The 26,243-nt window shown below is 67.9% G+C and carries 25 protein-coding genes; 9 read left to right on the top strand and 16 right to left on the bottom strand.

From position 1 onward, the window contains the following. Window positions 1–2: 2 nt before the first annotated feature. The 3 genes from OVA13_RS10295 to cysD all read right to left on the bottom strand — a co-directional run bounded on the left by OVA13_RS10295 (window position 3) and on the right by cysD (window position 4,030). Entirely contained in the window at window positions 3–1,100 is a 1,098-nt protein-coding gene (locus tag OVA13_RS10295) for an efflux RND transporter periplasmic adaptor subunit (RefSeq protein ID WP_267790392.1), read from the bottom strand. 144 nt (window positions 1,101–1,244) lie between these two features. Next, window positions 1,245–3,119 carry a sulfate adenylyltransferase subunit CysN gene (cysN, locus tag OVA13_RS10300; protein WP_267790393.1) on the bottom strand — a complete coding sequence of 625 codons (1,875 nt, stop codon included), beginning with the start codon at window positions 3,117–3,119 and terminating at the stop codon, window positions 1,245–1,247. After that, complete coding sequence (gene cysD, locus OVA13_RS10305; protein WP_267790394.1) at window positions 3,119–4,030, bottom strand: sulfate adenylyltransferase subunit CysD; 912 nt, start codon at window positions 4,028–4,030, stop codon at window positions 3,119–3,121. Before cysD ends, cysN begins: the two co-directional genes overlap by 1 nt. Before the next feature lie 201 nt (window positions 4,031–4,231). Between cysD and OVA13_RS10310 the strand changes: the two genes are divergently transcribed. From OVA13_RS10310 to OVA13_RS10335, 6 genes are all read left to right on the top strand, one after another. Continuing rightward, entirely contained in the window at window positions 4,232–6,070 is a 1,839-nt protein-coding gene (locus OVA13_RS10310; RefSeq protein WP_267790395.1) for an assimilatory sulfite reductase (NADPH) flavoprotein subunit, read from the top strand. Between the two features lie 84 nt (window positions 6,071–6,154). Further along, window positions 6,155–7,873 carry an assimilatory sulfite reductase (NADPH) hemoprotein subunit gene (gene cysI / locus OVA13_RS10315; RefSeq protein WP_267790396.1) on the top strand — a complete coding sequence of 573 codons (1,719 nt, stop codon included), beginning with the start codon at window positions 6,155–6,157 and terminating at the stop codon, window positions 7,871–7,873. Then, on the top strand, window positions 7,870–8,583 hold the full coding sequence (locus OVA13_RS10320) for a phosphoadenylyl-sulfate reductase (protein ID WP_267790397.1): 714 nt from the start codon (window positions 7,870–7,872) through the stop codon (window positions 8,581–8,583). Before cysI ends, OVA13_RS10320 begins: the two co-directional genes overlap by 4 nt. 134 nt (window positions 8,584–8,717) lie before the next feature. Beyond that, on the top strand, window positions 8,718–9,980 hold the full coding sequence (locus tag OVA13_RS10325; protein WP_267790398.1) for a histidine kinase: 1,263 nt from the start codon (window positions 8,718–8,720) through the stop codon (window positions 9,978–9,980). Next, on the top strand, window positions 9,977–10,747 hold the full coding sequence (locus tag OVA13_RS10330; protein ID WP_267790399.1) for a LytR/AlgR family response regulator transcription factor: 771 nt from the start codon (window positions 9,977–9,979) through the stop codon (window positions 10,745–10,747). Before OVA13_RS10325 ends, OVA13_RS10330 begins: the two co-directional genes overlap by 4 nt. A gap of 114 nt (window positions 10,748–10,861) precedes the next feature. Then, on the top strand, window positions 10,862–11,230 hold the full coding sequence (locus tag OVA13_RS10335; RefSeq protein WP_267790400.1) for a hypothetical protein: 369 nt from the start codon (window positions 10,862–10,864) through the stop codon (window positions 11,228–11,230). A 34-nt stretch (window positions 11,231–11,264) separates the two neighbouring features. On the opposite strand, the gene OVA13_RS10340 is transcribed toward OVA13_RS10335, so the two are convergent. Then, a complete protein-coding gene (locus tag OVA13_RS10340) occupies window positions 11,265–11,609 on the bottom strand; it encodes a hypothetical protein (RefSeq protein ID WP_267790401.1) in 345 nt (114 codons plus the stop codon). Window positions 11,610–11,698: 89 nt separating this feature from the next. Next, entirely contained in the window at window positions 11,699–12,685 is a 987-nt protein-coding gene (locus OVA13_RS10345) for a LysR family transcriptional regulator (protein ID WP_267790402.1), read from the bottom strand. Between the two features lie 171 nt (window positions 12,686–12,856). On the opposite strand from OVA13_RS10345, the gene cysG reads away from it, so the two are divergent. Next, entirely contained in the window at window positions 12,857–14,314 is a 1,458-nt protein-coding gene (cysG, locus tag OVA13_RS10350; protein ID WP_267790403.1) for a siroheme synthase CysG, read from the top strand. Window positions 14,315–14,339: 25 nt separating this feature from the next. After that, complete coding sequence (gene cysK / locus OVA13_RS10355) at window positions 14,340–15,299, top strand: cysteine synthase A (protein ID WP_267790404.1); 960 nt, start codon at window positions 14,340–14,342, stop codon at window positions 15,297–15,299. A gap of 31 nt (window positions 15,300–15,330) precedes the next feature. Here cysK and OVA13_RS10360 read toward each other — a convergent pair whose 3' ends face one another. From OVA13_RS10360 to OVA13_RS10385, 6 genes are all read right to left on the bottom strand, one after another. Then, entirely contained in the window at window positions 15,331–15,795 is a 465-nt protein-coding gene (locus OVA13_RS10360) for a DUF6265 family protein (protein WP_267790405.1), read from the bottom strand. 31 nt (window positions 15,796–15,826) lie between these two features. Then, window positions 15,827–16,141, bottom strand: a complete 315-nt coding sequence (locus OVA13_RS10365; protein ID WP_267790406.1) for a zinc-ribbon domain-containing protein — start codon at window positions 16,139–16,141, stop codon at window positions 15,827–15,829. A gap of 217 nt (window positions 16,142–16,358) precedes the next feature. Next, window positions 16,359–16,745 carry an SMU1112c/YaeR family gloxylase I-like metalloprotein gene (locus OVA13_RS10370; RefSeq protein WP_267790407.1) on the bottom strand — a complete coding sequence of 129 codons (387 nt, stop codon included), beginning with the start codon at window positions 16,743–16,745 and terminating at the stop codon, window positions 16,359–16,361. Window position 16,746: 1 nt separating this feature from the next. Next, on the bottom strand, window positions 16,747–18,300 hold the full coding sequence (locus tag OVA13_RS10375) for an MDR family MFS transporter (RefSeq protein WP_267790408.1): 1,554 nt from the start codon (window positions 18,298–18,300) through the stop codon (window positions 16,747–16,749). Between the two features lie 140 nt (window positions 18,301–18,440). Beyond that, a complete protein-coding gene (locus tag OVA13_RS10380; RefSeq protein WP_267790409.1) occupies window positions 18,441–19,532 on the bottom strand; it encodes an HlyD family secretion protein in 1,092 nt (363 codons plus the stop codon). Between the two features lie 5 nt (window positions 19,533–19,537). Beyond that, window positions 19,538–20,011: a MarR family winged helix-turn-helix transcriptional regulator gene (locus OVA13_RS10385; protein WP_267790410.1), complete on the bottom strand. Its 474-nt coding sequence runs from the start codon at window positions 20,009–20,011 to the stop codon at window positions 19,538–19,540. Between the two features lie 114 nt (window positions 20,012–20,125). On the opposite strand from OVA13_RS10385, the gene OVA13_RS10390 reads away from it, so the two are divergent. Next, a complete protein-coding gene (locus tag OVA13_RS10390) occupies window positions 20,126–20,734 on the top strand; it encodes a DUF6498-containing protein (protein ID WP_267790411.1) in 609 nt (202 codons plus the stop codon). Between the two features lie 150 nt (window positions 20,735–20,884). Here the strand turns inward: OVA13_RS10390 and OVA13_RS10395 are convergent, their stop codons facing one another. The 5 genes from OVA13_RS10395 to OVA13_RS10415 form a co-directional block, all read right to left on the bottom strand. Further along, window positions 20,885–21,889, bottom strand: a complete 1,005-nt coding sequence (locus OVA13_RS10395; protein WP_267790412.1) for a class I fructose-bisphosphate aldolase — start codon at window positions 21,887–21,889, stop codon at window positions 20,885–20,887. A 101-nt stretch (window positions 21,890–21,990) separates the two neighbouring features. Continuing rightward, window positions 21,991–22,542: a hypothetical protein gene (locus tag OVA13_RS10400; RefSeq protein WP_267790413.1), complete on the bottom strand. Its 552-nt coding sequence runs from the start codon at window positions 22,540–22,542 to the stop codon at window positions 21,991–21,993. A gap of 16 nt (window positions 22,543–22,558) precedes the next feature. After that, entirely contained in the window at window positions 22,559–24,025 is a 1,467-nt protein-coding gene (gene pyk, locus OVA13_RS10405; protein ID WP_267790414.1) for a pyruvate kinase, read from the bottom strand. Between the two features lie 334 nt (window positions 24,026–24,359). Further along, window positions 24,360–25,004: an HAD hydrolase-like protein gene (locus OVA13_RS10410; protein WP_267790415.1), complete on the bottom strand. Its 645-nt coding sequence runs from the start codon at window positions 25,002–25,004 to the stop codon at window positions 24,360–24,362. Further along, window positions 25,001–26,176: a phosphoglycerate kinase gene (locus OVA13_RS10415; protein ID WP_267790416.1), complete on the bottom strand. Its 1,176-nt coding sequence runs from the start codon at window positions 26,174–26,176 to the stop codon at window positions 25,001–25,003. Before OVA13_RS10415 ends, OVA13_RS10410 begins: the two co-directional genes overlap by 4 nt. Window positions 26,177–26,243: the final 67 nt, after the last annotated feature.

Raw genomic sequence — 26,243 nt, forward strand, 5'->3', positions numbered from 1 at the left:
ACTCAGCCCTTGCCGTCGACGGCAGGCGCGTCCTGCTTCACCGGGGCGGGCGGTGCGGCGTCTGCCACCTTCACACCCGGTCGCAGCTTGCCGGTGCCGTCGACCACGATGCGGTCACCGGCGGCAATGCCCTTGAGGATCTCCACCTCGCCGTCGCGCCGCACGCCGGCGCTCACCGGGGCCTGCTCCACGCTGCCATCCGGCTTGACCCGATAGACGAACGAGTCGCGGCCCACCTGCACCACGGCGATCTCCGGGATTACCAGCGCCTGGCGCTCGGGGCGGAACAGCCGCACGTCCAGCAACATGCCCGGGCGCAACTTGCGCTGGTCATTGGCGAACACCGCACGTACCGTCACCGCGCGCGTGGATTCATCGATGCGTGCGTCGATCGTTTCCACCCGGCCTTCGAACGACTCGCCCGGGTATGCCGCGGCGGTGACCGTCACCGCGTTGCCCTCGTCGACCGTGGCCAGTGCCGCTTCAGGCACCTGGAAGTCCACGTACATGCGCGAGATGTCGTCCAGCGTGGCGATGGCGCTGTTGGCGGTGATCAGCGAACCGGGACTGACCTGGCGGATGCCCAGCACGCCGGCAAACGGTGCCCGGATGCTGCGGTCGCCGATGTCGGCCTTGGCCTGGCGCACCCGCGCGGCGGCAACGTTGCGCAATGCCAGCTGCGTATCCAGCCCGGATCGCGCGATCAGCTGCTGGTCGGCGAGTTCCTTCTGGCGACGGTAGAGGCGGTCGGCTTCGGCGAAGGTCGCCTCCGCCTGCACCAGCGCGGCCTGCGCGGCATCACCCTTGAGCGTGATCAGCGTCTGGCCGGCCGCGACCTGCTGGCCGCTTTCGAAATGCACGTCCTGCACGATCTCGCTGACCTTGGCGGTGAGCACAACCGACTCACGCGCCTTTGCCGTGCCCAGCGCCTGCAGGGTGTCGTTCCATGCCGACGGCTGCACCACGCGCGTGGTCACCGGAATCGGCCGCTCGGCTGCGTTGCCGTTCGCCTTGGCCTCCTGCCCGTCCTTGCCGCACGCGGCAAGCAGGAACAGGGGCAAGGCGACCGAGGCCGCGCGAATTCCGAATCGGCTGAGCATGGACTATTCCGTAATCGTCGTTATTCACGAAGTGTACCGGCCTTACGTGAATGACGGTGTTGCGGATGCGGTGGTTTGTGCGTCAAACGCGGTGAACGGACCCGTCCACCGTGGCCCGACCATGACCAATGACCCTTGCCCGCGCTATTCCAGCCCTAGTGCCGCCAGGACCTGCCGTGCCAGCTGCTCGGGGGTCTGCTCGCCCGCCCGCAGGTGCAGGTCGGGGTGTTCCGGGGCTTCGTAGGGGGAATCTATCCCCGTGAAGTTGGGAATGAGCCCGGCACGCGCCTTGCGGTAAAGCCCCTTCACGTCGCGCGCCTCGGCCAGTTCCAGGGGCACGTCGACGAAGACTTCGATGAATTCGTCTTCCGCGAACCGGTCACGCGCCATGCGCCGCTCGGCGCGGAAGGGCGAGATGAAGCTGACCAGTACGATCAGGCCTGCATCGGTCATCAGCTTCGCGACCTCGGCGACGCGGCGGATGTTCTCCACGCGGTCCTCGTCGGTGAAGCCCAGGTCGCGGTTCAGCCCATGGCGCACGTTGTCGCCGTCCAGCAGGAAGCTGTGGTAGCCCAGCGCGTGCAGGCGCTTGTCCACCAGGTTGGCGATGGTCGACTTGCCCGCGCCGGACAGGCCGGTGAACCACAGCACCCGCGGCTGCTGCCCCTTCAGGCGCGAACGCGCCGCCTTGTCGACATCGACATGCTGCCAGTGCACGTTGCCGGCACGGCGCAGCGCGAAGTCCAGCGTGCCCGCGCCGACCGTGGCATTGGTCTGGCGATCGATCAGGATGAAGCTGCCCAGCGCGCGGTTCTCCGCATAGGGCGCGAACGCGACCGGTTCGTCCAGGCTGAGGTTGCAGTACCCGACCTCATTGAGCTCCAGCCGCTTGGCGGCCAGGTGTTCCTGCGTATTCACGTCGATGCGGTGCTTGATCTCGCTGACCGTGGCCGACACGGTGCGCGCGCCGATCTTCAGCCAGTACGGGCGACCCGGCAGCAGCGCGGCATCGGCCATCCACAGCAGGTGTGCGGCGAACTGGTCGGCGGCTTCCGGCGGATCGCCCGCGGCGGCGATCACGTCGCCGCGGCTGATGTCGATCTCGTCCGCCAGCGTCAGCGTCACGGCCTGCCCCGCATGCGCGGAAGCGACCTCGCCATCGGGACCGAGCACCTGCACCACGCGCGAGCGGCGCGCCGATGGCAGCACGACCACCTCGTCGCCCGGCCGCACGTCGCCCGCCGCGATCGTGCCGGCGTAGCCGCGGAAGTTCTGGTGCGGACGATTGACCCATTGCACGGGAAGCCGCAGGCCGGAGACGGCGTCGTGCGCCTGCACGTCGATGCCTTCGAGGTGCTCCAGCAGGGCGGGACCGTCGTACCAGGGCGTGCGTGCGGAACGCGACGACAGGTTGTCGCCGTCCAGCGCCGACAACGGGATGCAGGTGACCGAAGCGATGCCCAGCCGCTCCGCCAGCGCCCGGTAGTCGGCCGCGATGGCATCGAACACCCCCTGGTCGAACGCCACCAGGTCCATCTTGTTCACGGCGAGCACCACGTGGCGGATGCCCAGCAGCGAGACGATGTAACTGTGCCGGTGCGTCTGCGTCAGCAGGCCCTTGCGCGCATCCACCAGCACCACCGCGGCATCGGCCGTGGAGGCCCCCGTGGCCATGTTGCGCGTGTACTGCTCGTGGCCCGGGCAATCGGCGACGATGAACTTGCGCTTCTCCGTATCGAAGTAACGGTAGGCGACGTCGATGGTGATGCCCTGCTCGCGCTCGGCCGCCAGGCCATCCAGCAGCAGCGCGTAGTCGATCTCGCCGCCACGGGTGCCATGCCGCCGGCTGTCGGCACTGAGCGCGGCCAACTGGTCGTCGAACAGGCGCTTGCTGTCGTACAGCAACCGGCCGATCAGCGTGCTCTTGCCGTCGTCCACGCTGCCGCAGGTGATGAAGCGCAGCAGCGGCTTGGATTCGTGCTGCTTCAGGTAGGACGCGATCTCGGTGGAGGCACTCATCAGAAGTAGCCCTCCAGCTTCTTCTTCTCCATCGACGCGGTGGGATCCTGGTCGATCACCCGGCCCTGGCGCTCGGAACTGGTGGCGACCAGCATTTCGGCGATGATCTTCTCCAGCGAATCGGCCTGGGACTCAATGGCCCCCGTCAGCGGATAGCAGCCCAGTGTGCGGAAGCGCACGCTGCGTTGCTGCGGCACTTCGCCCTCCCGCAGCGGCAGGCGTTCGTCGTCCACCAGGATCAGCGCGCCATCGCGCTCCACCACGGGACGCTCGGCGGCGAAATACAGCGGCACCACCGGGATGTTCTCGCGGTAGATGTACAGCCAGATGTCCAGCTCGGTCCAGTTGGACAGCGGAAAGACCCGCACGCTCTCGCCCTTGTGGATGCGGGCGTTGTAAAGGTTCCAGAGCTCCGGACGCTGGTTCTTCGGGTCCCAGCGATGCCTGTCGTTGCGGAACGAGAACACGCGCTCCTTGGCGCGCGACTTCTCTTCGTCGCGGCGCGCTCCGCCGATGGCCGCATCGAACGCGTACTGGTCCAGCGCCTGCTTCAGGCCCTGGGTCTTCATCACGTCGGTATGCACGGTGGCGCCATGGCTGATCGGGCCGATGTCCTGGGCGACGCCCTCCGGATTGATGTGCACGCGCAGCTCCACGCCGGTTTCCGCGGCGCGCCGGTCACGGAAAGCGATCATCTCGCGGAACTTCCAGCGGGTATCCACGTGCAGCAGCGGGATCGGCGGCGGGGCGGGCGCGAACGCCTTCAGCAGCAGGTGCAGCAGCACCGAACTGTCCTTGCCCACCGAATACAGCAGCACCGGGTTGCGGAACTCCGCGGCGACCTCCCTGAGGATATGGATGCTTTCCGCTTCCAGGCGGTCGAGATGGGACAGGCGGGGTACGGCGGTCATCAAGGCAGGCAGCGGCTGAGGGCGGGACGGTAGGCAAGGGTAGCAGGCGGGCCGCCACGAGCCGGTGGGCGGTGAGTATTCAGCCTGCCCCGCCCCGGGCGAAATAAGCGCAGGCGATAAGCCCATAACCAGACGTCCTTTCTGCCCCCGGCAAGCGCTACCTACCATCGGTCGTCCCAGTCGCGCCCACGGGCCTGCCCAATGTCCGCTCCCCAGCCTGCTCTCGCCCCCAGCCCTCTCGCCGAGGAGCGTCGGGCGCTGCTGGCCCGCGTGGTCGACGGCCTGGACAGCGCCTCGCTGTGGTGGCTCTCCGGCTATACGGCGGGGCTGGCCCAGGGCCATGCGGCACCGCCGCTGGCCGTGGTGCCCGGAGGTGCGGCGCAGGCGGGGCAGCGGTTGACCGTCGTCTACGGCAGCCAGACCGGCAATGCCCGCCGGGCGGCCGAAGCCTTGGCGCATGACGCCGAAGCCGCCGGCCTGACGGTGCGGCTGGTGCGGGCCGATGCCTACCCGCAGCGCGAGCTCGCCAGCGAGCGGCTTCTCTACGTGGTCATCAGCACCCAGGGCGAAGGCGACCCGCCCGACGACGCCATCGGCCTGGTCGAATTCATCAACGGCAAGCGCGCACCCAAGCTGCCCGAGCTGAAGTACGCGGTATTGGGCCTGGGCGACTCCAGCTACGCGGATTTCTGCGGCATTGCCAAGCGGCTGGACGAACGCCTGACGCAGCTCGGCGGCAGCCGCCTGTTCCCGGCCGGCCTGGCCGACCTGGACATCGATACCGTGGCCACACCGTGGCGCGAACAGGCCCTGGGCCATGCCCGCGACCTGCTGAAGACCGCGGCCACGCCGCTGGCCACGGTTACCCCCCTGCGCCTCGCACCCACCGGGCCGGCCTTCTCCCACGACCGGCCTTTCAGCGCCGAGCTGCTGCTCAACCAGCGCATCAGCGGCCGTGACTTCAAGGGGCCGCGCTACGGCGCGTACGGGAGCGCGGGCAAGGACGTTCGCCACCTGGAGCTGTCGCTGGAAGGCAGCGGCCTGCACTACGAGCCCGGCGACGCCCTCGGCGTGCGCCACCGCAACCCGCCTGCGCTGGTCGATGCGGTCCTGGGCGTGCTGGAACTGGACGGCGCCACCGTCGTCAGCGAGAAGAACGACAGCCTGCCGCTGCGGGAATGGCTGTCCACGCGCCGCGAACTGACGCGCCTGTCGCGCCCCTTCCTGGCCACCCACGCCGCGCAGGCGCGCGCGGACGAACTGAACACCCTGCTGTCGCCGGCGCAGAACGGCGAACTGGCGCACCTGCTGAATACCCACCAGCTGGTCGACGTGCTGCGCCGCTGGCCCGCCGGCTGGACCGCGCAGGAACTGGTCGCCGCCCTGCGCCCGCTGGCCCCGCGGTTGTACTCCATCGCGTCCAGCCGCAAGCGGGTGGGCGAGGAAGTGCACCTGACCGTCGACGTGCTGGGCTATGAAGCATTCGGCCATGCGCACGGCGGCGCCGCCAGCGGCTTCCTGTCGGCACTGGGCGAGGGCGATACCGCCCCGGTCTACATCGAGCCCAACGACCGCTTCCGCGTGCCCGCCGATCCGTCGCGCGACATCCTGATGGTCGGTCCGGGCACCGGCGTGGCGCCGTTCCGCGCCTTCGTGCAGGAACGCGCCGAGACCGGCGCCCGTGGCCGCAACTGGCTGTTCTTCGGCGCACAGCACTTCAACCGCGACTTCCTTTACCAGGCCGAATGGCAGGACGCGCTGCGCACCGGCGAGCTGCACGCGCTGGACCTGGCGTTCTCGCGCGACCAGGCGCAGAAGATCTACGTGCAGCAGCGCCTGCGTGAGCGTGGCCGCGAGGTCTACGACTGGCTGCAGAACGGCGCGCACTTCTATGTCTGCGGTGCCATCGCCATGGGCAAGGACGTGCATGCCGCGCTGCAGGCAATTGTTGTCGAGCATGGCGGGATGGACCAGGACGCCGCGCACGACTACCTGCTGAACCTGCAGACGGAGGGCCGCTACAGCCGCGACGTGTACTGACGACCCCGCTGTTGTAGGAGCGACGTCAGTCGCGACCTGCAACCTTCCGGTCGCGACTGACGTCGCTCCTACAGTGGAACACCCATGAGCAATCATTCCGTCGAAGACATCAAATCCGAAAGCCGGCGCCTGCGCGGCAGCCTGCTGGACAGCCTGGCCGACCCGGTCACCGGTGCGCTGCGCGAATCCGACCAGACGCTCATCAAGTATCACGGCAGCTACCAGCAGGACGATCGCGACATCCGCGACGAACGCCGTCGGCAGAAGCTGGAGCCGGCTTACCAGTTCATGATCCGCACGCGCACGCCCGGCGGCGTGGTCACGCCGACGCAGTGGCTGCAGCTGGATGCCATCGCGACCACGTACGCCAACCACTCGCTGCGCATCACCACCCGCCAGGCGTTCCAGTTCCACGGCGTGATCAAGCGCGAACTTAAAAGCACCATGCAGGCGATCAACGCCGCCCTGATCGACACGCTGGCCGCATGCGGCGACGTCAACCGCAACGTGCTGGTGGCGGCCAATCCGCTGGAGTCGCGCGCCCATGCCGAGGTGCAGGCCTGGGCGGTGAAGCTGTCTGAACACCTGCTGCCCAACACCCGTGCCTACTACGAGATCTGGCTGGACGAGGAGCGCGTGGCCGGCAGCGGCGACGAGGAAGAGCCCATCTACGGCGCCACCTACCTGCCGCGCAAGTTCAAGATCGGCTTCGCGGTGCCGCCGGTGAACGACGTGGATGTGTTCGCCAACGACCTGGGCTTCATCGCCATCCTGGAAGACGGCGCACTGGCCGGTTTCAACCTGGTCATCGGCGGCGGCATGGGCGCCACCCATGGCGATGCCGAAACCTACCCGCGCGTCGGCAACGTGGTCGGCTTCCTGACCCCCGACCAGCTGCTGGACGTGGCCACCGCCGTGGTCACCACCCAGCGCGACTTCGGCAACCGCAACGTGCGCAAGCGCGCGCGCTTCAAGTACACCATCGACGACCATGGACTGGCCTTCATCGTGCAGCAGATTGAAAGCCGTGCCGGGGTCGCTCTCCAGCCGGCACGTGCTTTCCATTTCGAGCACAACGGCGACCGGCATGGCTGGGTGCAGGGCGAAGACGGGCGCTGGCACCTGACGCTGCACCTGTTCGCGGGCCGCATCGCCGACACCGACGCGGCGCCGCATCTCACTGGCTTGCGCGAAATCGCGCGCCTGCTGGAGGCCGGTGCGGCGGGACCGCATTTCCGCATGACCGCCAACCAGAACCTGGTGATCGCCGGCGTGCCGGCCGACCAGCGCGACGCCATCGACGCGCTCGCGCGCGGACACACGCTGGATGCCGGCGAACGCCTCGCCACCGCCCTGGCCCGCATCGCGGTCGCCTGCGTCGCGCTGCCGACGTGCGGCCTGGCGATGGCCGAAGCCGAACGCTACCTGCCCGATTTCACGCGCACGCTGGAACCGCTGCTGGAGCGGCACGGCCTGCGCGAGACGCCCATCGTGCTGCGCATCTCCGGCTGCCCGAACGGCTGCTCGCGCCCCTACCTGGCCGAGATCGCCCTGGTCGGCAAGGCGCCCGGCCGCTACAACCTGATGCTCGGCGGCGACCGCCGCGGCCAGCGCCTCAACACGCTGTACCGCGAGAACATCACCGAGGCCGAAATCCTCGACACGCTCGATCCGCTGTTCGCCCGCTATGCCGGCGAGCGCGGAGAGGATGAAGGATTCGGCGACTTCCTGCATCGCAGCGGCCTGGTCGCCCTGCCGCCCTACCCCACCCACCGACAGATCGCCCTGGAACTGCACGCATGAGCGCCATCGCCCCCCTGCCCGACACGGATCGCATCGCGGAATACAACGTGCACCTGGAAGGACTGCCCGCGGAGCAGCGCGTGGCCTGGGCGCTGGAACACGGCGCCGGTACGCACGCCATGTCCTCCAGCTTCGGTGCGCAGGCGGCCGTGCTGCTGCACATGGTCACGCAGCAGAAGGCCGACATCCCGGTGATCCTGATCGATACCGGCTACCTGTTCCCCGAGACCTACCGCTTCGCCGATGAACTGCACGAGCGCCTTGCGCTGAACCTGCAGATCTTCCGCCCACTGGTCAGCCGCGCCTGGATGGAAGCGCGCCATGGCCGCCTGTGGGAACAGGGCCTGGTCGGCATCGAGCAGTACAACAGCCTGCGCAAGGTCGAGCCGATGAAGCGCGCCCTGAAGGAACTGGGCGTGGGCACGTGGTTCACCGGCCTGCGCCGCAGCCAGGCCAGCAGCCGCGCCAACGCCCCGGTACTGCAGGAGCGCGATGGCCGCTGGAAGATCAATCCCATCGTGGACTGGACCGACCGCGACATCTGGCAGTACATGAAGCAGCACGACCTGCCCTACCACCCGCTGTGGGAACAGGGCTACGTGTCCATCGGCGACTTCCACACCACCGCACGCTGGGAGCCCGGCATGCGCGAAGAGGACACGCGCTTCTTCGGCCTGAAACGCGAATGCGGCATCCACGTGGACGTCTGAGACGCCCGGGACCGGATCGTTCGCACCGCTGACGGGCGTTTTCGTCGCCGGATCGCCGGCCCCGTCGCGCCCCCTCTTCCCTCGCCGCCCGCGGCGGCTATGCTCCACGGCAATCCCGACACCGTGGTGCTTCCGTGTTCCCCAGCCTGCTCCTGATCATCCGCATCCTCGCTGCCTGGTTCGGCGCACTGCTGATCGCGGCGGTGGTCTGGAACGGCATCTTCGAGCAGACGAGGTTGGCCGGCGGAGCCAGCTGGCTCTTCAGCCTGGCATCGACGTTGGTGATTGCATCGGTGTTGATCGGCCTGATCAGCCACCTGCGCCGGATCTGGCTGATCACCGGACGGCTGGACAGCACCACGCTGTCGAGCCGCCAGCGCCGGCAGATCGAAGTGCCGCTGGATACGGCCGCCGCCTTCGCCCTGATCGAAGGCGCGCTGCGCGAACTGCCGCGCGCCGAGGACGCGGAAAGCGCCCCCGACAGCCTGCAGGTCCGCGTCAAGGTGCGCCGCGTGGAGAGCTTCGCCGGCCCCAGCCAGCCCTCGCGCTTCAACATCATGGCCCGCTTCGCGGTGAAGCGTGACCTCGTGCAGGCCACGGTCACGCCGGGCAATGGCACCAGCAGCATCACCCTGATGCTCGGCCCGGATGCCAGCCCCTGGCTGGACCTGTTCGTGCTGGACGACGGCGTCAACGTGGAGAACGCGGAAGCGGTCACTCGCGCCATCACCCGCCGCGTCGCCGACCAGCGCCGGCAGGAACAGGCCGATGTCGAGAAGACCGTCAGCGAGAAGGAACTGACCGTCGCGCGCCTCAACCTGCTCAACGCGCAGGTGGAACCCCACTTCCTCTACAACACGCTCGCGAGCGCGCAGGTGCTGACCCGCACCGACCCGCCGCGCGCCGACATCATGCTGGGCCACCTGATCCAGTACCTGCGCAGCTCGCTGCCACGCACCGACGAGGCGCTGTCCACGCTGGGCGAGGAACTGGAACGCACGCAGGCCTATCTTGAGATCCTGAAGATCCGCATGGGCACCCGGCTCAACGTGCAGGTGGAGGTGCCGGATGCGCTGAAGGTGGTGCCGATGCCGTCGATGATGCTGCAGACGCTGGTGGAGAACGCGATCAAGCACGGCCTGGAACCCAAGACCGGGGGCGGCACCATCTGGATCCTCGCCCGCAGGCACGACGACCACGCCACGCTCACCGTCGCCGACGACGGCCAGGGCTTCGGTGGCCAGAGCACCGGCACCGGCATCGGCCTGAAGAACCTGCGCGAACGCCTGCGCCTGACCTTCGGCAGCGAGGCCTCGTTCGCCATCGTCTCCAACTTCCCCAGTGGCGTCGCCGCCACGCTGACGCTGCCGCTTGCCGGCAAGGCAGGTGCCGCATGAATTTCCGGGGCGTGATCGCCGAAGACGAGGAACTGCTGCGTACCGCGCTGTCCTCGCTGCTGAAGGAAGCCTGGCCGCAGCTGGATATCGTGGCCGAATGCGAGGACGGCGCCAGCGCGCTGGAATCCATCGCCGAGCTGCAGCCCGACGTCGCTTTCCTCGATATCCGCATGCCGGGGCTCACCGGCATCGAGGTCGCGCGCGGCCTGGCCGACGCGAGCCCGCGCACGCAGGTGGTGTTCGTCACCGCGTACGACCAGTACGCGATCGACGCGTTCGAACAGGGCGCGATCGACTACCTGCTGAAGCCGATCACCCGCGAACGTCTGCTGGCCACCGTGCAGCGCATCCAGGCACGTGCGGCGGCGGGGCATCCCGATGGCGCCACGCTGGAGGCATTGCTGCGCCACCTGTCGGCACGGGAAGTAGCCTCGTCCAGGCCGCCGCTGGTATGGATCACGGCCAGCGCCGGCAAGGATACGCGGCTGATCATGGTGGACGACGTGGCCTACTTCCAGGCAGACAACAAGTACACCACCGTGATGACCGCCGAAGGCGAATCGCTGCTGCGCACGCCGCTGCGCGAGCTGCTTGATTCGCTGGACGCCAACACGTTCAAGCAGATCCACCGCTCCACCATCGTCAACATGAAGGCCGTGGCGTCGGTCAGCCGCGACGACACCGGCCGCGGCCGGCTGAAGCTGAAGACACGGCCGGAAACGCTGACCGTCAGCCAGCCCTTCATGAGCCTGTTCCGCAACATGTAAGCGATTGCCTTAAACCCGCAGCCACCCCGCGGCATCAAAGCTGTACCGACAACACGGCGCCCGCGCGCCGTGAATGGACTGTCTTTGTCTGCCGCACACCACAAGGAAACCGCCATGCGCATCATCACGTCCCTGATGTCCTGCCTGATGGCCCTGGCAGGATGCAACGAGAAACCCAGCATCACCACCATCCACCACACTGCCGCCGGTGGCGTGGACACGCTGTTCAGCAAGACCACGGTCACCGGAGGCGTGGCGAAGTTCGAGTGCTTCGCCAGCGAAAGCGGGCAGTGCCATTTCGTGGTCTACCGCGAACGCTGCCCGGCACCCGCGCCCGGCACCAATCCCGCCGCCTGCCAGCGCACCACGCTGGATGACTTCGCGCTGGGCATCGGCAAGACACATGAGATCCGCGGCATCCCGCAGGATTTCCGTCAGTGCGTTTCGAAGCAGACCCTCGACGGCGCCGGCTGCGGAAGCTGAGCAGGCGCCCGCTGCGCGGATGACGCCAGCGCGCTCATCCGCCGCAATGCGCACCCTCCAGGGTCTTCCCGCCGCAGGCCAGGCACTTGCGGTACTTCTGCCGCTGCCGGTTGTAGCGCACGCGCGACATCATGCCGCCGCAGGCGCAACGCAGTTCCCGCCCACGGGCCCACTGGTACAGGCGCCAGCTGGAATGCAACGCCCACGCCGTACCCAGCAGCAGCGCGAGCAGGAACGACAACGAGGCCAGCCGTTGCGGGGTGACGTCTCCCAGCGCGCGCCCGGTCCGCGTGACGGCTTCGGCGGTCGCCAGGCCGCCGACCGTGATGGCGATCGCCGGCACGTACATGCGCAGCATCATCTTCGAGATTCGTTTCATCGCGGCAACCGATCATGTCGACCAGACGACAGGCTCGCGCACGCGGGGTGAAGACGTCAATCACGGCAGGCGCCGTGGGATGGGCGCATTCAGTTGGTGATGGTCTGGGTCAGCGAGGCCCAGGTCGGCGGCTCGGGCCAGTCGGGGTCCTGGTTGCCGTCAATCACCCGGCGCAGATCCCGCCGATCGATCTGCGGCGCCAACGCGCGGACCAGTTCCAGCGCGTAGTCGCGCAGCACGCGCTCGCGCGGCAGCACCGCCCAGGCGATGCATTCCTTGACCTCGGGTGGCGCGGGCCAGGCGCGCAGGTCGGTGTCGGTGGCATTGACCGCCATTTCGGCCAGCAGGCCAACGCCCAGGCCGGCACGCACGTAGGTCTTGATGAGGTCGGCGTCCAGCGCGGTCAATGCGATGTCGGGCTCCAGGCCGACCTTTGCGAAGGCGCGCTGCAACGACGAGCCCGGGCGCGTCGACGACTCGTAGCTGATCAGCGGTTGCTGGGCCAATTCGGCCATGCCGGGGGGGGGCACGCCATCGCGGTCCAGCGCATGGCCGCGCGGCACCAGCACCAGCCGGCGCCAACGGTACAGCGGCACCGCGATGCCAGCCTGCGGCTGGTCACCCGCCGTGCTGACCACCGCCATGTCGGCATCGCCCTGGGTCAGCAGGTCCAGCGCGGTGCTTTCGGCGGCGTTCTGCAGGTGCACGCTGACCTGCGGGTAGTCGCGCTTGATCTGCGCGATGGCTGGCGGCAGTACGAAACGCGCCTGGGTGTGCGTGGTGGCCAGCACCAGCTGGCCCTGGCTTTCACGACGCTGGTTGGCGGCGTAGGTGCGGATGTTGTTGGCTTCGGCCAGGACCAGCCGGGCGCGCTCGATCACTTCATGTCCGGCCGGCGTCACCGCCTCCAGGCTGCGGCCCTTGCGGACGAACAGCAGGAAGCCCAGTTCGTCCTCCAGCTGCTTGAGCTGTTTGGACAGGCCGGGCTGGGTGGCGTGCACGCGCGCCGCCGCCAGCGTGATGTTGAGGTCGGCGTCGGCGATGGCCAGCAGGTAGCGGAGTTGGGTCAACGTCATCGGCGTGGAGGGGGCTGGGCCGGCGAGAAGAAGGCCTTGGAATGTAGAAGATTTCCCCCGACCGTAGCCGCCCCTGCTTATAACCGCAAGCAATATGCTGCTGGGCGGATGTCATTTCCGACCGCTATGAGCGGGGGTTACGGTCATGCACCCGACCCAGCCGACCCGCCCGTGAGCACTCCCCTGTTTCCCTTGTTTGCGGACCTGCGTGGCCGCCCCGTGCTGGTGGTGGGCGGTGGCGCGGTGGCCGAACGCAAGACCGAGGCCCTGCTGCGCGCCGGCGCGCGGCCCCGGCTGGTCGCCCCGGAGCTGACGACGGCACTGCAGGGATGGCGCGATGACGGCCGGATCGACTGGACGCAGGGCGTGTTCCAGCCCGCGCAGCTGGACGGCGTGTGGCTGGTCATCGCCGCCACCGCCGACGGCACGGTCAACCGCGCAGTCGCCGCGGCCGCCGAAGCCCGCTGCCTGCTGGCCAACGTGGTGGACGACGCCGAACTGTCCACCTTCCAGGTTCCGGCCGTGGTCGAACGCGGACTGCTGCAGGTCGCCATCTCCAGCGGCGGCGGTGCGCCGATGGTCGCGCGGCACCTGCGTCGCCAGCTGGAAACGATGCTGGACGATTCGTGGGGCGACCTGGTCGGCCTGCTGACGCGCCAGCGCGACCGCATCCGCCAGCGTTTCCCCGACATGGGGGAACGCCGGCGCTTCTTCGAACGCCTGCTGGCCAGTCCCTTGCCCCGCCTGTACCGGCAGCGCCTGCAGGCGCAGGCCGAAAACCTGTTCCAGTCCGCACTCGATGAAAGCGTGCAGCGCGCCCCCGAAGGCTCGGTGGCCTTGGTTGGCGCCGGCCCCGGCGATGCCGGGCTGGTGACGTTGAATGCGCTGCGTGCGATGAACGAAGCCGACGTGATCCTGCACGACCGGCTGGTCAGTGACGATGTGCTGCGCCTTGCGCGCCGCGACGCCACCTGCATCGAGGTCGGCAAGTCCGCAAGCGGGCACAGCGTGAAGCAGGATGAGATCCACGCCCTGATGCTGGCCCACGCACGCGCCGGCAAGCGCGTGGTGCGGTTGAAGGGCGGCGACCCGTTCGTGTTCGGTCGCGGCGGCGAGGAACTGGAATTCCTGCGCGCGCATGGCATCCCCTATGAAGTGGTACCGGGCATCACCGCCGCTGTCGCGTGCGCGGCGTATGCCGGCATCCCGTTGACCCACCGCGACCATGCGCAGTCGGTGCGTTTCGTCACCGCGCACTGCAAGGATTCGCTGGACACGCTGGACTGGGCATCGCTGGCGCAGGGGCAGCAGACGCTCGCCATCTACATGGGCGTGGCGGGCCTGGAGAACATCCGCGCGCGGCTGATCGAAGGCGGCCGTTCGCCGCAGACTCCCTTCGCCATTGTCGAGAACGGATCGCGCCGGGAGCAACGTGTGCTGAACGGGACCTTGGCCGATCTTCCGGAAACCGCGCGTTCTCACCAGGTACGCTCGCCAGCCCTGCTGATCCTGGGGGAAGTGGCCGCGCTGGCGCAGACGCTGCACTGGTTCGGTCACGCACCGCTGCAGCCCACCGGCACGCCGACACATTCCCGCAACCCCCAGGCGCCCACACTGCAGGCCGCCTGACCTGATTCTTTTCCACGGAGATCCCATGGCCATTTACGACAGCATCCTCGATACCATCGGCCGCACGCCGGTGGTGAAACTCCACCGCATCGCACCGGCGCACGTCACGCTCTACGCCAAGGTGGAATCGTTCAATCCCGGCGGCTCGGTGAAGGACCGCCTGGCGCTGGCGATCATCCTGGATGCCGAAGCCAAGGGCCTGCTGAAGCCCGGCGACACCATCGTCGAAGCGACGTCCGGCAATACCGGCGTGGCGCTGGCGCTGGTCGCCGCGGCGCGCGGCTACAAGTTCGTCGCGGTGATGGTGGAGACGTTCTCGATCGAGCGCCGCAAGCTGATGCGCGCCTACGGCGCCAAGGTCATCCTGACACCGGCCGCCGAGCGCGGCAGCGGCATGGTGCGCCGCGCCGAGGAACTGGCGAAGAAGCATGGCTGGTTCCTCGCCCGCCAGTTCGCCAACCCGGCCAATCCCGCCTATCACCGCCAGACCACCGCGGCGGAAATCCTGCGCGATTTCGCCGGGCAACGACTGGATCATTTCGTCACCGGCTGGGGTACGGGCGGCACGCTCACGGGCGTGGGCGAAGTGCTGAAGGTCGCGCGACCCGAGGTGCGCATCACCGCGTCCGAGCCCGCCGGTGCTTCGCTGCTGCTGGGCAAGGAATGGCAGCCGCACAAGATCCAGGGCTGGACGCCGGACTTCGTGCCCGAAGTGCTCAACCGCGAAGTGGCAGACGAGATCCTGCCGGTCACCGACGTGGAGGCCATCGCCGTTTCGCGCCGGCTGGCGGCCGAAGAAGGCATCTTCGTGGGCATTTCCGCCGGTGCAACGGTCGCCGCCGCCCTGCAGGTGGCCGAGAAGGCCGAAGCGGGTTCCGTGCTGCTGGCGGTGCTGCCGGATACCGGCGAACGCTACTTCTCCACGCCGCTCTTCGAAGGCGTCAACGAAGGTTCCGACGACGAGTGGCTGGCCTCACTCGGCTGATCGCCAAGACGATGCCTGCAACCGGCATCGACTAGTCCGCCGGCACCGTGCAGTCCCGCTTCCAGGTCCATTCGAGCGACTGGCCTGACGCGGTGCCGTCATCCACACGCGCATGCAGCGTGTCCGCGTCCACGCGGCGATAGGTCACGCGCTGCGGGAAATCGTGCTGCGGATTGGCGAACGTCACGCTGTCCCCGCTGATCGTGGTGGCGGGGAACGCCACCACGGCGCCGCCACCGGGCTGGGCCAGGAACGTCCACGTGCCCTGCTGGCGCGCGATGCGCATGAACTCGAACCCGACCGCCCTGCCGTCGCGCGTGTCGCGGTGCATGCCGATCATCAGGTCGCCACGGGCGGGCAACCAGGTTTCCTCGTTGAACGTCTTGCCGCGCAGGCCACACCAGTGGCCCGCCATCCAGTCCAGTTCCGCGGCGCTGGCAGCCGCGCCGGGCAGCATCAACACCACGGACACCAGGATCCTCATCGCGGGGTTCACGGGCATACTCCTGGCCGCCGTCGGTCCGGCTTCAATACATCGGCTTGTTGTCGCTGTCCACCGTGACGGTGCATATCTCCACGATCGTCCAGATGTACATCGGCAGCCACAGCAGCCAGCACGAGAGCACGCTGACCAGCACCTGGATCAGCCCTTTCTGGTTGTAGCCGGCATAAAGGTTGTGCACGCCGGGCACGATCAGCCCCAACAAGGCACCAAACAGGATGAAGGTATTGCGGCTCCTGCCCTGCGCCATCGCCTGCGGGAAATAAGCCGTCGCCACGCCGCATTGCGGGCACGCGACCGCTTCGTCGACCAGCTGCTGGCCGCAGTTTCTGCAGAACATCCGACATCCCCTGTTGAACGGCATGCACGTTAGCAGGCCAAGGCAAGGGGATCTACATCTCCGCAAACCTCTGTAGGAGCGACGTGAGTCGCGACCGCACGTCCTGCATGTCTAGGATCTGGCAGACAGCGCATCGTCTTGCCGCGCCAGATTTGGCACGCACTAGTGTCGCCGACTGCGTGCGGTCGCGACTCACGTCGCTCCTACAGTGGGCACCTCACTGCTCGTACAGCTCCAGCGGCAGCTCGTCAGGATCGGCGAAGAAGGTGAAGCGCCTGCCGGTGTATTCGTCCACCCGCACCGGCTCGGTCGCCACGCCATGGGCGTGCAGGTGGGCGATGGCGGCGCCGATGTCGGCCACGCGAAGGGCCAGGTGACGCAGGCCGCACGCTTCCGGCCGCGACACGCGTGGTGGCGGCGAAGGGAACGAGAACAGCTCGACCTGCGTGCCGTCGGGCAGTGCCAGGTCGAGCTTCCACGAATCGCGTTCGGCCCGGTAGTGCTCCGCGACGACGCGCAGGCCCAATATCTCGGTGTAGAAGTGCTTCGACCGCGCGTAGTCCGACGCGATGATGGCAACGTGGTGCAGCCCCTGCAGTTGCATGTCAGTGCGCCGCCGCGGCATCGGCCGCACCACCGCCGGATGGCGCCTTGCCGCCCCGCATCATCAACACCAGCGGCATCGATACCAGCGTCAGCAGCATCATCAGCTTGAAGTCGTTGAGGTAGCCGATGGCTGCCGCCTGCCGGTTGACCTCGGCATTGAGCATCGCCAGACCGGTGGCCGTGGAGGGGTTCATCGCCGCAGGCAGCAGCGTGGTCTCCGCGCCAAACGCGGGAATGCGCGCGGCGATCTCGGCATGGTTCACCTGCATCGCGCGTGACAGCATCGTCATCACCACCGAGATGCCGACCGATGAGCCGATGTTGCGCACCAGGCTGAAGAGGCCGGCGGCTTCGGTACGCTGGTGCGGTTCCAGCGTGGCGTACGCCACCGTGGAGATCGGCACGAACACCAGGCCCAGCCCCATGCCCTGCACCACGCCCAGCCAGACGATGGACTGCATCGACGCGTTCGGCCCGAACTGGGTCATGCCATGCAGCGAGAACGCCATCAGACCCATGCCCACGAGGATCGGCCAGCGCGCGTCGATGCGGCCCAGCAGGCGACCGACGACCATCATGCTGAACATGGTGCCCACGCCGCGCGGCGCCAGCACCAGGCCGATGGTCAGCACCGGATAGTTCATCAGGGTGCTGAGATACGGCGGCAACAGGGCCAGTGTGGCGAACAGCACGATGCCGACCACGAAGATCAGCGCACAGCCCACGGCGAAGTTCGCGTTCTTCAGCAGGCCAAGATCGAGCAGCGCAGCATCGCGCTTGCGCCACCACCACAGGCCGTAGGTGTAGAGGGCAAGGAATGCGAGCGCGGCTTCGATCTGGATCTCGACGCTGCCGAACCAGTCCTCGCTCTGTCCACGATCCAGGAACAGCTGCAAGGCACCGATGCCCAGCGCCAGCAGGCCCAGCCCGACACCGTCGAGCTTGCGCTCCTGCACCACGTCCTTCTTCACGCTGGCCATGATGCCGACCAGCGCCAGGATGCCGATGGGCAGGTTGATCAGGAACACCCAGTGCCAGCTGTAGTTCTGGGTCAGGAAGCCGCCCAGCGGCGGGCCGAGGATAGGCCCGACCATGATGCCCATGCCCCACATCGCCATGGCGGCGCCATGCTTTTCCTTCGGAAAGGCATCGAGCAGCAGCGACTGCGAGATCGGCACCAGCGACGCGCCGAACACGCCCTGCAGGATGCGGTACAGCACCATCTCGCCGATGCCGCTGGCGATGCCGCACAGCAACGACGCCACGGTGAAACCGCTGACCGCTATGATCAGCAGGCGGCGGCGCCCCAGCCGGCCGGCCAGCCAGCCGGTCACCGGCGTCAGGATGGCGGCGGCGACGATGTAGCTGGTCAGCACCCACGACACCTGGTCCTGGGTGGCCGACAGCGAGCCCTGCATGTCGGGCAGCGCGACGTTGGCGATGGTGGTGTCCAGCGCCTGCATCAGCGTGGCCAGCATCACCGAGCCGACCAGCAGCGTGCGCTTGCCGGTGTCTTCCTGCGCGGGTGCAACGGCAGCGGCGGTTGTGCTCATGGGAAATTCCGGAAACGATCGCCACACGCGCGGCGCGACGACCCAGAGGTCACCCGGGGCGCGGCGTCAGCGGGGCCGGGCCCCACCACAGTGCCCTCGCCCGCATCCGCGCACGCCCGGGATGACATGGAAACAGGGACTCAGCGCGCGGCGGTGGCGCGACTGGAGGCGGTGCCGCCATCGCGCAGATCCACATGCACGTCGGCGCTCATGCCGGCGCGCAACTGCGGTGCGTCGGCGGCGGCGCTGTCGATCTCGAGGCGCACCGGGATGCGCTGCACGATCTTCACCCAGTTGCCGGTGGCGTTCTGTGGCGGCAGCACGCTGAACTCCGCGCCGGAGGCCGGGGCGATGGACGCGACGTGCGCCTTCCACGTCACGCCGGGATACGAGTCGACCTCGATGGTCGCCGGCTGGCCGACCTGCATCTCGGTCAGTTCGGTTTCCTTGAAGTTGGCTTCCACCCAGATCGGTGACGTGGCGACCAGCGGCATCGCGGACTGTCCGACGTTGATGTACTCGCCCACCTGCAGGTCGTGCAGGCCGACGATGCCGTCAACCGGCGCGCGCACTTCCGCATGCGCCAGATCCAGCTTCGCCTTCGCCAGCATCGCCATGGCCGCGCGGTACTCGGGCAGGTCGCGGGTCGGCGTGCCGGCGCTGCCACTCAAGGTGGCGGTGGCTTCGGACTGGGTGGCAACGGCGTCGGCCAGGTCGGTACGCGCTTCCGCCACGGCATGACGTGCATCGTCCAGCATCTTGCGCGATACCAGTTGCTGCGACGCCAGCTGCTGCATGCGGACCAGGTCGCGCTGCGCCCAGGTGAGTGTTTCCTGCGCGGCCCGGATCGACGAGTCCGTGCCCACGACCTTGGCGCGACTGGCGCTGGCAGTGTTGGCCATGCGCGCGACCAGCGCTTCGTTCTGGGCGACCGCGATGGTCAGCGGATCGGCATCGATGCGGAACAGCAGGTCGCCCTTCTTCACCGGCTGGTTCTGCTGCACGGCGACCTCGACCACGCGGCCGCCGACCTGCGGCGCGATGAGGATGCGTTCGGCCTTGATGTAGGCGTTGTCGGTGCTGACTTCGCGACTGGAAACGGCGTACTCCCAACCGAAGAAGCCGGCCACGGCCAACGGCCCCGCGATCCACAGCCACACGGGCACGCGGCGACGCTTGGGAGTGGAAGGCTTGGCCGTGGCTTCGCCGGCTTCGTTGATCTTGCTGGTCATGGGCTTCAGCTCTTGCGGAGGGAAGACTCGCCGCGGCTGGCGCGGTCGAGCTGTGAGAGGTTTTCGCGGATCTGGCCGAGCACCTTCAGGGTGGTGGCCAGTTCGACGGCATCGACGCCGGCCAGGCAGTCCTCGCGCACGGAAACCGAGACGGCCTCGATGTCGTGCATCACCGCATCGGACTGCGGCAGCAGGTGCAGGCGCCACACGCGACGGTCTTCCGGATCACTGCGGCGCTCGACGAAACCGGCCTTCTGCAGCCGGTCGATCACGCGGCCGACGGCGATGGGCTCCATGTCGAGCAGGTCGGCCAGTTCCGCCTGGGTGATGCCTTCGCTCTGGTGGATGCGCTTGAGCGCGCGCCACTGCACGCGAGTCAGGCCCAGGTGTGCGGCACGCCGGTCGAACACGCGCCCGAACAGGCGGCTCAGGTCCGCGATCAGGTAACCGATGGTGCTGTTGGCGGCGGGGGTCTTCATGCTGCCTATGATATAGCTGCTTAGGCAACAATGTTGCAGGCAGCCTTATTCCGTTCAGGTCGCAGCGCGGAAAAGCCCGTCCCCGCGGGCGGATGGCTGCCGTATCCTGAACAGATGCGTCCCTCCTCCGCCGGCCTGCTGGTCTCCAATGCCCTGACCCTGGTGCTGGCCCTCGCCTTCGACTGGGAAGCCGGCTGGCTGGTCTGGCCGTACTGGATCCAGAGCGTGGTGATCGGCTTCTATGCCCGCAAGCGCATGCTGGCACTGCGCGACTTCACCACCGAGGGCTTCACCTCCGGCGGCACACGCGTCAGCGAGGACGAGGCCGGCAAGCGGTCCACGGCCAGCTTCTTCTCGCTGCACTACGGTTTCTTCCATGCGGTGTACTTCGTATTCCTGTGCGTCCACCACACGGTGACTAACCCGCGCGACATCGCCCTGCTGGCGCTGTGCGGGCTGTCGTTCGTCTATTCGCAACGGCAGACCTACGCCGTGCAGCATGCCGCCGACCTGGCGGGCAAACCCAGCCTGGGCGCGCTGATGTTCCTGCCCTACCTGCGCGTGATCCCGATGCACCTGATCATCCTGGCCAGCGCCGCGCTGGGCAGCGGCATGCTGATGACGCTGTGCTTCACCGTGCTGAAGACGGCCTCGGACCTGACGATGGACTATGCGGACCGGAGGATGGCGGAACGCGCGGCGGAGCGGGTGCACGCGGGCTGAAAAGCGAAACGCCGGCATGCGCCGGCGTTCTTTCCCGATGCCATCCATGGCGCAGCATTACGTGCTGAGGGATGGACCTGCCCGCACATCCATGTGCGGGCGTTCGCGGCTGCGATGGTTGCCGATGGGGCAACCGTCAGGCGCAGCCCCTCACCCTTCCCACTTGCCCAGCGCGGCCAGGCCATTGTCCTTGGCGCGGGCGTATACGGTGGACTGCGCCTTGGCGAAGTTGCCCACCAGGTCCTGCGACCACAGCTTCAGGGCGGCGGACTGCATGGCGCGGCCGTAGGAGAACGTCAGCGGCCACGGCAGCGCACCCAGCTGGTTCATGGCGTTGAGGTGCGCGGTGGCGTCCTCGTCGCTCTGGCCGCCGGACAGGAACACGATGCCCGGCAGGATCGCCGGCACGGTGCTCTTCAGGCACATCACGGTGGACTCGGCGACTTCCTCGACGCTGGCCTGCTCGTCGCAGTCCTTGCCCGGCACGATCATCGACGCCTTCAGGATGGTGCCTTCCAGCAGCACGTTGTGCTCGTACAGGGCGCCGAACAGCGAACGCAGCACGGCTTCGGTGACTTCGTAGCAGATCTCGATGTTGTGGTCGCCGTCCATCAGCACTTCCGGCTCTACCATCGGCACCAGGCCGCATTCCTGGCACAGCGCCGCGTAACGGGCCAGCGCGTGCGCGTTGGCTTCGATGCAGGTGCCGGACGGAATGTCGTCGCCGATGTTGATGACCGCGCGCCACTTGGCGAAGCGCGCGCCGAGCTTGTAGTACTCCTTCAGGCGGTCGCGCAGGCCGTCGAGCCCTTCGGTGACCACTTCGCCCGGGCAGCCGGCCAGCGGATGCGTGCCCTTGTCCACCTTGATGCCGGGGATGATGCCGTTGGCCGCCATGACCTTGGCGAACGGCACGCCGTCCTTGGTCGACTGGCGCAGGGTTTCGTCGTACAGGATGGCGCCGGAGATGTAGTCGCCCAGCTTGGGGGTGGTGAGCAGCAGCTCACGGTACGCACGACGGTTTTCCTCGGTGTTCTCGATGCCCACGCCTTCGAAACGCTTGGCGATGGTGGTGGTGGACTCGTCGATCGCGATGATGCCCTTGCCCGCGGCCACCATGGCCTGGGCGGTTTCGGCAAGCTGTTCGATGCTCATGGGGTTCCTGGGGAAGCGGCGGGAAAGATACCAATTGTAGCCCGCGCGGGGCTCGCCTTGGCGGAAGAAGGAATCTGCAAACGGTTCCAGGCGCCCGGCTGTCAGATCCGGTCGGTCGATTCCGCCTGCAGGCTGCCGTAGCGCCAGCGGTGCACCAGGTTGGCAAGCCCGCGGCCACGCAGCAGGAACACGGTGGCCAGGATCGCCTCGAAGACCGTGGCGACCGCGTCCGGCAACAGCTGGTCCAACCCGTTGTCCAGCGTCAGCGAGCCCGGCATGGCGCGCGAGATCATGATCCAGCGCACGATCAGGTACGCACCGTCCTTGAGCGCGAGGAACAGGAACCACGCGCCGATGATCGAGATGGCGAGGCCCAGCCAGACGCGCGGTTCCAGGCTGCTCTCGAAGACCTGCTCGCGCGGCCCGGCCAGCGCCAGCCTGGCAAGCTTGTCGGCGAACACCCAGGCGAGCGCCAGCGCGACCAGCACGGACCCCATCACGGCCAGCGAAACCCCCGTGCCACCGAACGCCGAATCGCCATGCCGCAGGGCGAACAGCACGGCGGGCATGCCGACAAGCGCGCTCGCCGCCACCCATACGATGACGGCACGGATCGCGATGCACAGCAGCGTGAAGGCATTCGTCCTCGTCATGCCGCGCGTGCTCCGGTTACAGCTCGCCCAGCCCCTCGGCCTTGCCCTGCGTGCCCATCTGCAGCAGGCGCAGGGTGTTGGTGGCGCCGTGCTGCTCCATGTGGTCGCCACTGGTGAAGATGACGCGGTCGCCTTCGGCCAGCAGTGCGCGGTCGTGCAGCACGCGCATGGAATCGCGCGCGGCCTCGCGCGGCGCCAGGCCGCGGCTGTCGAACGCGATGGGGTAGACGTCGCGGATCATCGCCATCTTGCGGCGTGCGCCGTCGTGGCGCGAGAACGCATAGATCGGCGCACTGGAACGGAAGCGCGACAGGAAGCGCGCGGTGCCGCCGGATTCGGTCATCGCCACGATCGCACGCACGCCGATGTGCTCGGACAGGAACATGGTCGCCATGGCGATGGCCTGGTCGGCACGCTCCAGGTTGCGCGGCGCCTTCTCGAAATCGGTGTCCATCTCGAACTGCTTCTCGGCGCCCAGGCAGATGCGCGCCATCGCCTCGACCGCCTTCACCGGGTAGCTGCCCGCCGCGGTCTCCGCAGAGAGCATGACCGCGTCGGTGCCGTCGATGACGGAGTTGGCCACGTCCAGCACTTCGGCGCGGGTGGGAATGGGGCTGTCGACCATCGACTGCAGCATCTGGGTGGCGGTGATCACCACCTTGTTGCGCGCCAGCGACTCGCGGATGATCTTCTTCTGCAGGCCGGGAAGCTCGGCGTCGCCGATCTCCACGCCCAGGTCACCGCGCGCGACCATCACCACGTCGCTGGCCTCGATGATCTCGCCGAGATTCTCGATGGCTTCGGTGCGCTCGATCTTGGACACCAGCGCCGCATCGCAACCGTGTTCCTGCGCGATGCGGCGGGCGTCGTTCATGTCCTGCGCATTGCGGCAGAACGAGACGGCGATGAAGTCCACGCCGATCTGCGCCACGATGCCGATCAGCTCCTTGTCGCGCTCGGTGAGCGCGCCAAGCGACAGGCCGCCGCCCTGCTTGTTCAGGCCCTTGCGGTCCGACAGCATGCCGTCGTTGAGCACGGTGCAGATGATGCGTTCGCCTTCCACCTGCTCGACGCGCAGCTGCATCAGGCCATCATCCAGCAGCAGCACGTCGCCGCTCGTCACGTCGGCGGGCAAGCCCAGATAGCTGACGCCGACCTGCGCGCTGTCGCCCGGAGGCGCATCGGCGCTGGCCACCAGGTCGAAGCGCGCACCGGTCTTCAGCACCACCTTGCCCTCGGCAAAGCGTTCGATGCGGATCTTGGGTCCCGGCAGGTCGGCCAGGATGCCGACTTCGGCACCCACGCGCTGCGCGGCCAGGCGCACGGCGGCGGCACGCTTGGCCTGGCCGGACGGATCGCCATGCGAGAAATTGAGGCGCACCACGTTGACGCCCGCGCGGAACAGGTCCTCGAGTACGCCCGGCGGGTCCGTGGCAGGTCCGAGGGTGGCAAGGATCTTGGTGCGGCGCTGGCGTTCGGTCATGGTGGGTTTCCTGTGATCACGCAAACGCTACCACACCGTGCGCGCACTTCGATGGCACGCGTGCACGATGCGCGCATGCTGTCCCGGGACAGGAACAGGCATGCCACGCCGATGCCCGCGAAACCCCTGTTTTCATGCGGTTCCACGCAAGCAGGCAGCATCCCGCCAGTGGTATTTTTTTGGTCTCGTGAAGCGCATCCGGTGTTGCGCATGCACACGGATCTGCGCCGATCCGCCACGCGCGATCAACGCTTGCGGTAGCGACGTCAGTCGACGACGCCTCACTTGCATGCGGTCGCGACTGACGTCGCTCCCACAAGGGTTCACTGTGGCGTCATGCCGCCAGCATGGCGCGCAGGTCGTGCGGTGCGGCCGCCAGCTGGTCCGCGCCGGCATCGCGCAGTTCCTGCTCGCCGCCAAAACCCCACAGCACGCCGACATTGCGCATGCCATGGTGGCGCGCACCTTCGATGTCCATGCGCCGGTCGCCGATCATCCAGCACGCCGATGCGTCCAGCGACAGGCGGCGCAGGGCCTCGGCGATCAGGTCGGGCTTCTGGCTCAGTCGACCATCGGCCGTCGCACCGATGACGTCATCGAAACGATGCCCGAAGGGAAGATGCGCGATGATCTTGCGCGCATGGGGTTCATTCTTCGCCGTCACCACCGCGAGCCGATGGCCGCCCGCGTGCAATTGCTCGATGGTCTCGCCGATGCCGGCATAGACCTGATGCTCCGCCCAACCGTGGGCTTCGAAGCGTTCCAGATAATGCGCAACCGCCGCTTCCACCTTCGCCGCATTACCGAGCAGCGGCGTGAAGCTCGTGCGCAGCGACGGGCCGATCCAGCCACGGAGTTCGGCGTCCGTCGGCACCGGGTGATCCAGCTGCGTCAACGCATGCGCGACGCAGCGGGTGATGCCGACGGCGGAATCGATCAGCGTGCCGTCGAGATCGAAGAACAGCGTGGGGCGGCTCACTGTCCGCGCGCGTCCAGTGCCGCCACCGCCGGCAGCGTCTTGCCTTCCAGGAATTCCAGGAACGCACCGCCGCCGGTGGAGATGTAGCTCACCTCGCCGGCGATGCCGTACTTGTCCACCGCCGCCAGCGTGTCGCCGCCACCGGCGATCGAGAATGCATTCGAAGCCGCGATGGCGCGCGCCAGCGTCTCGGTGCCCTTGCCGAAGGCATCGAACTCGAACACGCCCACCGGGCCATTCCACACCACCGTGCCGGCGGACTCGATCAGCGCCGCGTAGCGCGCGGCGGTGTCGGGGCCGATGTCGAGGATCAGGTCATCATCGCCTACCGCGTCGACCGCCTTCACCGTGGCCGGCGAATCGGCCTTGAATTCCTTCGCCACCACCACGTCGCTGGGCAGGGGGATTTCGGCACCGCGCGCCTTGGCGTCGGCATCGATCCTGCGCGCGGTCTCCAGCAGGTCGGCTTCGTACAGCGACTTGCCCACCGCATGGCCTTCGGCGGCGATGAAGGTGTTGGCGATGCCGCCGCCCACGATCAGCTGGTCCACCTTGCCGACCAGGCTGGTCAGCAGGTCCAGCTTGGTCGAGACCTTGCTGCCCGCGACGATGGCCAGCAACGGACGTGCCGGATTGGCCAGCGCCTTTTCCAGCGCGTCGAGCTCCGCCATCAGCAGCGGCCCACCGGCGGCCACCTTGGCGAACCGGATGACGCCATGCGTCGACGCCTGCGCGCGATGCGCGGTACCGAACGCATCCATCACGAACACGTCGCAGAGCGCGGCGTACTTCTTCGACAGGGCTTCGTCGTCCTTGCCCTCGCCGACATTCATGCGGCAGTTCTCCAGCAGCACCACCTGGCCCGGCGCGACGTCCACGCCGTCCACCCAGTCCTTCACCAGCGGCACGTCGGTGCCCAGCAGTTCCGAAAGCCTGGCGGCCACGGGCGCGAGCGAATCGGCTTCGCTCCACACACCTTCCTTCGGCCGACCCAGGTGCGAGGTCACCATCACCGCGGCGCCCTTCTGCAAGGCGAGCTTCAGCGTGGGCAACGAGGCCGTGATGCGCTGTTCGGACGTGATGCGGCCCTCATCGATCGGCACGTTGAGATCCTGTCGGATCAGCACGCGTTTGCCGGTCAGGTCGAGGTCGGTCATGCGGACGATGGACATGCGGGTTCCAGGCAACGGGACAGACGCCTATTGTCCCGGCTGCACGCGGGCGCCGCAAACCCGCCGC

Origin of the sequence: Pseudoxanthomonas sp. SL93 (genome assembly GCF_026625825.1) — a bacterium.
Lineage (GTDB): Bacteria > Pseudomonadota > Gammaproteobacteria > Xanthomonadales > Xanthomonadaceae > Pseudoxanthomonas_A.

Coding starts and splice junctions, on each gene's coding strand:
- OVA13_RS10295 (WP_267790392.1), bottom strand. CDS start 1,100: ATGCTCAGCCGATTCGGAATTCGCGCGGCCTCGGTCGCCTTGCCCCTG.
- cysN (WP_267790393.1), bottom strand. CDS start 3,119: ATGAGTGCCTCCACCGAGATCGCGTCCTACCTGAAGCAGCACGAATCC.
- cysD (WP_267790394.1), bottom strand. CDS start 4,030: ATGACCGCCGTACCCCGCCTGTCCCATCTCGACCGCCTGGAAGCGGAA.
- OVA13_RS10310 (WP_267790395.1), top strand. CDS start 4,232: ATGTCCGCTCCCCAGCCTGCTCTCGCCCCCAGCCCTCTCGCCGAGGAG.
- cysI (WP_267790396.1), top strand. CDS start 6,155: ATGAGCAATCATTCCGTCGAAGACATCAAATCCGAAAGCCGGCGCCTG.
- OVA13_RS10320 (WP_267790397.1), top strand. CDS start 7,870: ATGAGCGCCATCGCCCCCCTGCCCGACACGGATCGCATCGCGGAATAC.
- OVA13_RS10330 (WP_267790399.1), top strand. CDS start 9,977: ATGAATTTCCGGGGCGTGATCGCCGAAGACGAGGAACTGCTGCGTACC.
- OVA13_RS10335 (WP_267790400.1), top strand. CDS start 10,862: ATGCGCATCATCACGTCCCTGATGTCCTGCCTGATGGCCCTGGCAGGA.
- OVA13_RS10340 (WP_267790401.1), bottom strand. CDS start 11,609: ATGAAACGAATCTCGAAGATGATGCTGCGCATGTACGTGCCGGCGATC.
- OVA13_RS10345 (WP_267790402.1), bottom strand. CDS start 12,685: ATGACGTTGACCCAACTCCGCTACCTGCTGGCCATCGCCGACGCCGAC.
- cysK (WP_267790404.1), top strand. CDS start 14,340: ATGGCCATTTACGACAGCATCCTCGATACCATCGGCCGCACGCCGGTG.
- OVA13_RS10365 (WP_267790406.1), bottom strand. CDS start 16,141: ATGTTCTGCAGAAACTGCGGCCAGCAGCTGGTCGACGAAGCGGTCGCG.
- OVA13_RS10370 (WP_267790407.1), bottom strand. CDS start 16,745: ATGCAACTGCAGGGGCTGCACCACGTTGCCATCATCGCGTCGGACTAC.
- OVA13_RS10375 (WP_267790408.1), bottom strand. CDS start 18,300: ATGAGCACAACCGCCGCTGCCGTTGCACCCGCGCAGGAAGACACCGGC.
- OVA13_RS10380 (WP_267790409.1), bottom strand. CDS start 19,532: ATGACCAGCAAGATCAACGAAGCCGGCGAAGCCACGGCCAAGCCTTCC.
- OVA13_RS10385 (WP_267790410.1), bottom strand. CDS start 20,011: ATGAAGACCCCCGCCGCCAACAGCACCATCGGTTACCTGATCGCGGAC.
- OVA13_RS10390 (WP_267790411.1), top strand. CDS start 20,126: ATGCGTCCCTCCTCCGCCGGCCTGCTGGTCTCCAATGCCCTGACCCTG.
- OVA13_RS10395 (WP_267790412.1), bottom strand. CDS start 21,889: ATGAGCATCGAACAGCTTGCCGAAACCGCCCAGGCCATGGTGGCCGCG.
- OVA13_RS10400 (WP_267790413.1), bottom strand. CDS start 22,542: ATGACGAGGACGAATGCCTTCACGCTGCTGTGCATCGCGATCCGTGCC.
- pyk (WP_267790414.1), bottom strand. CDS start 24,025: ATGACCGAACGCCAGCGCCGCACCAAGATCCTTGCCACCCTCGGACCT.
- OVA13_RS10415 (WP_267790416.1), bottom strand. CDS start 26,176: ATGTCCATCGTCCGCATGACCGACCTCGACCTGACCGGCAAACGCGTG.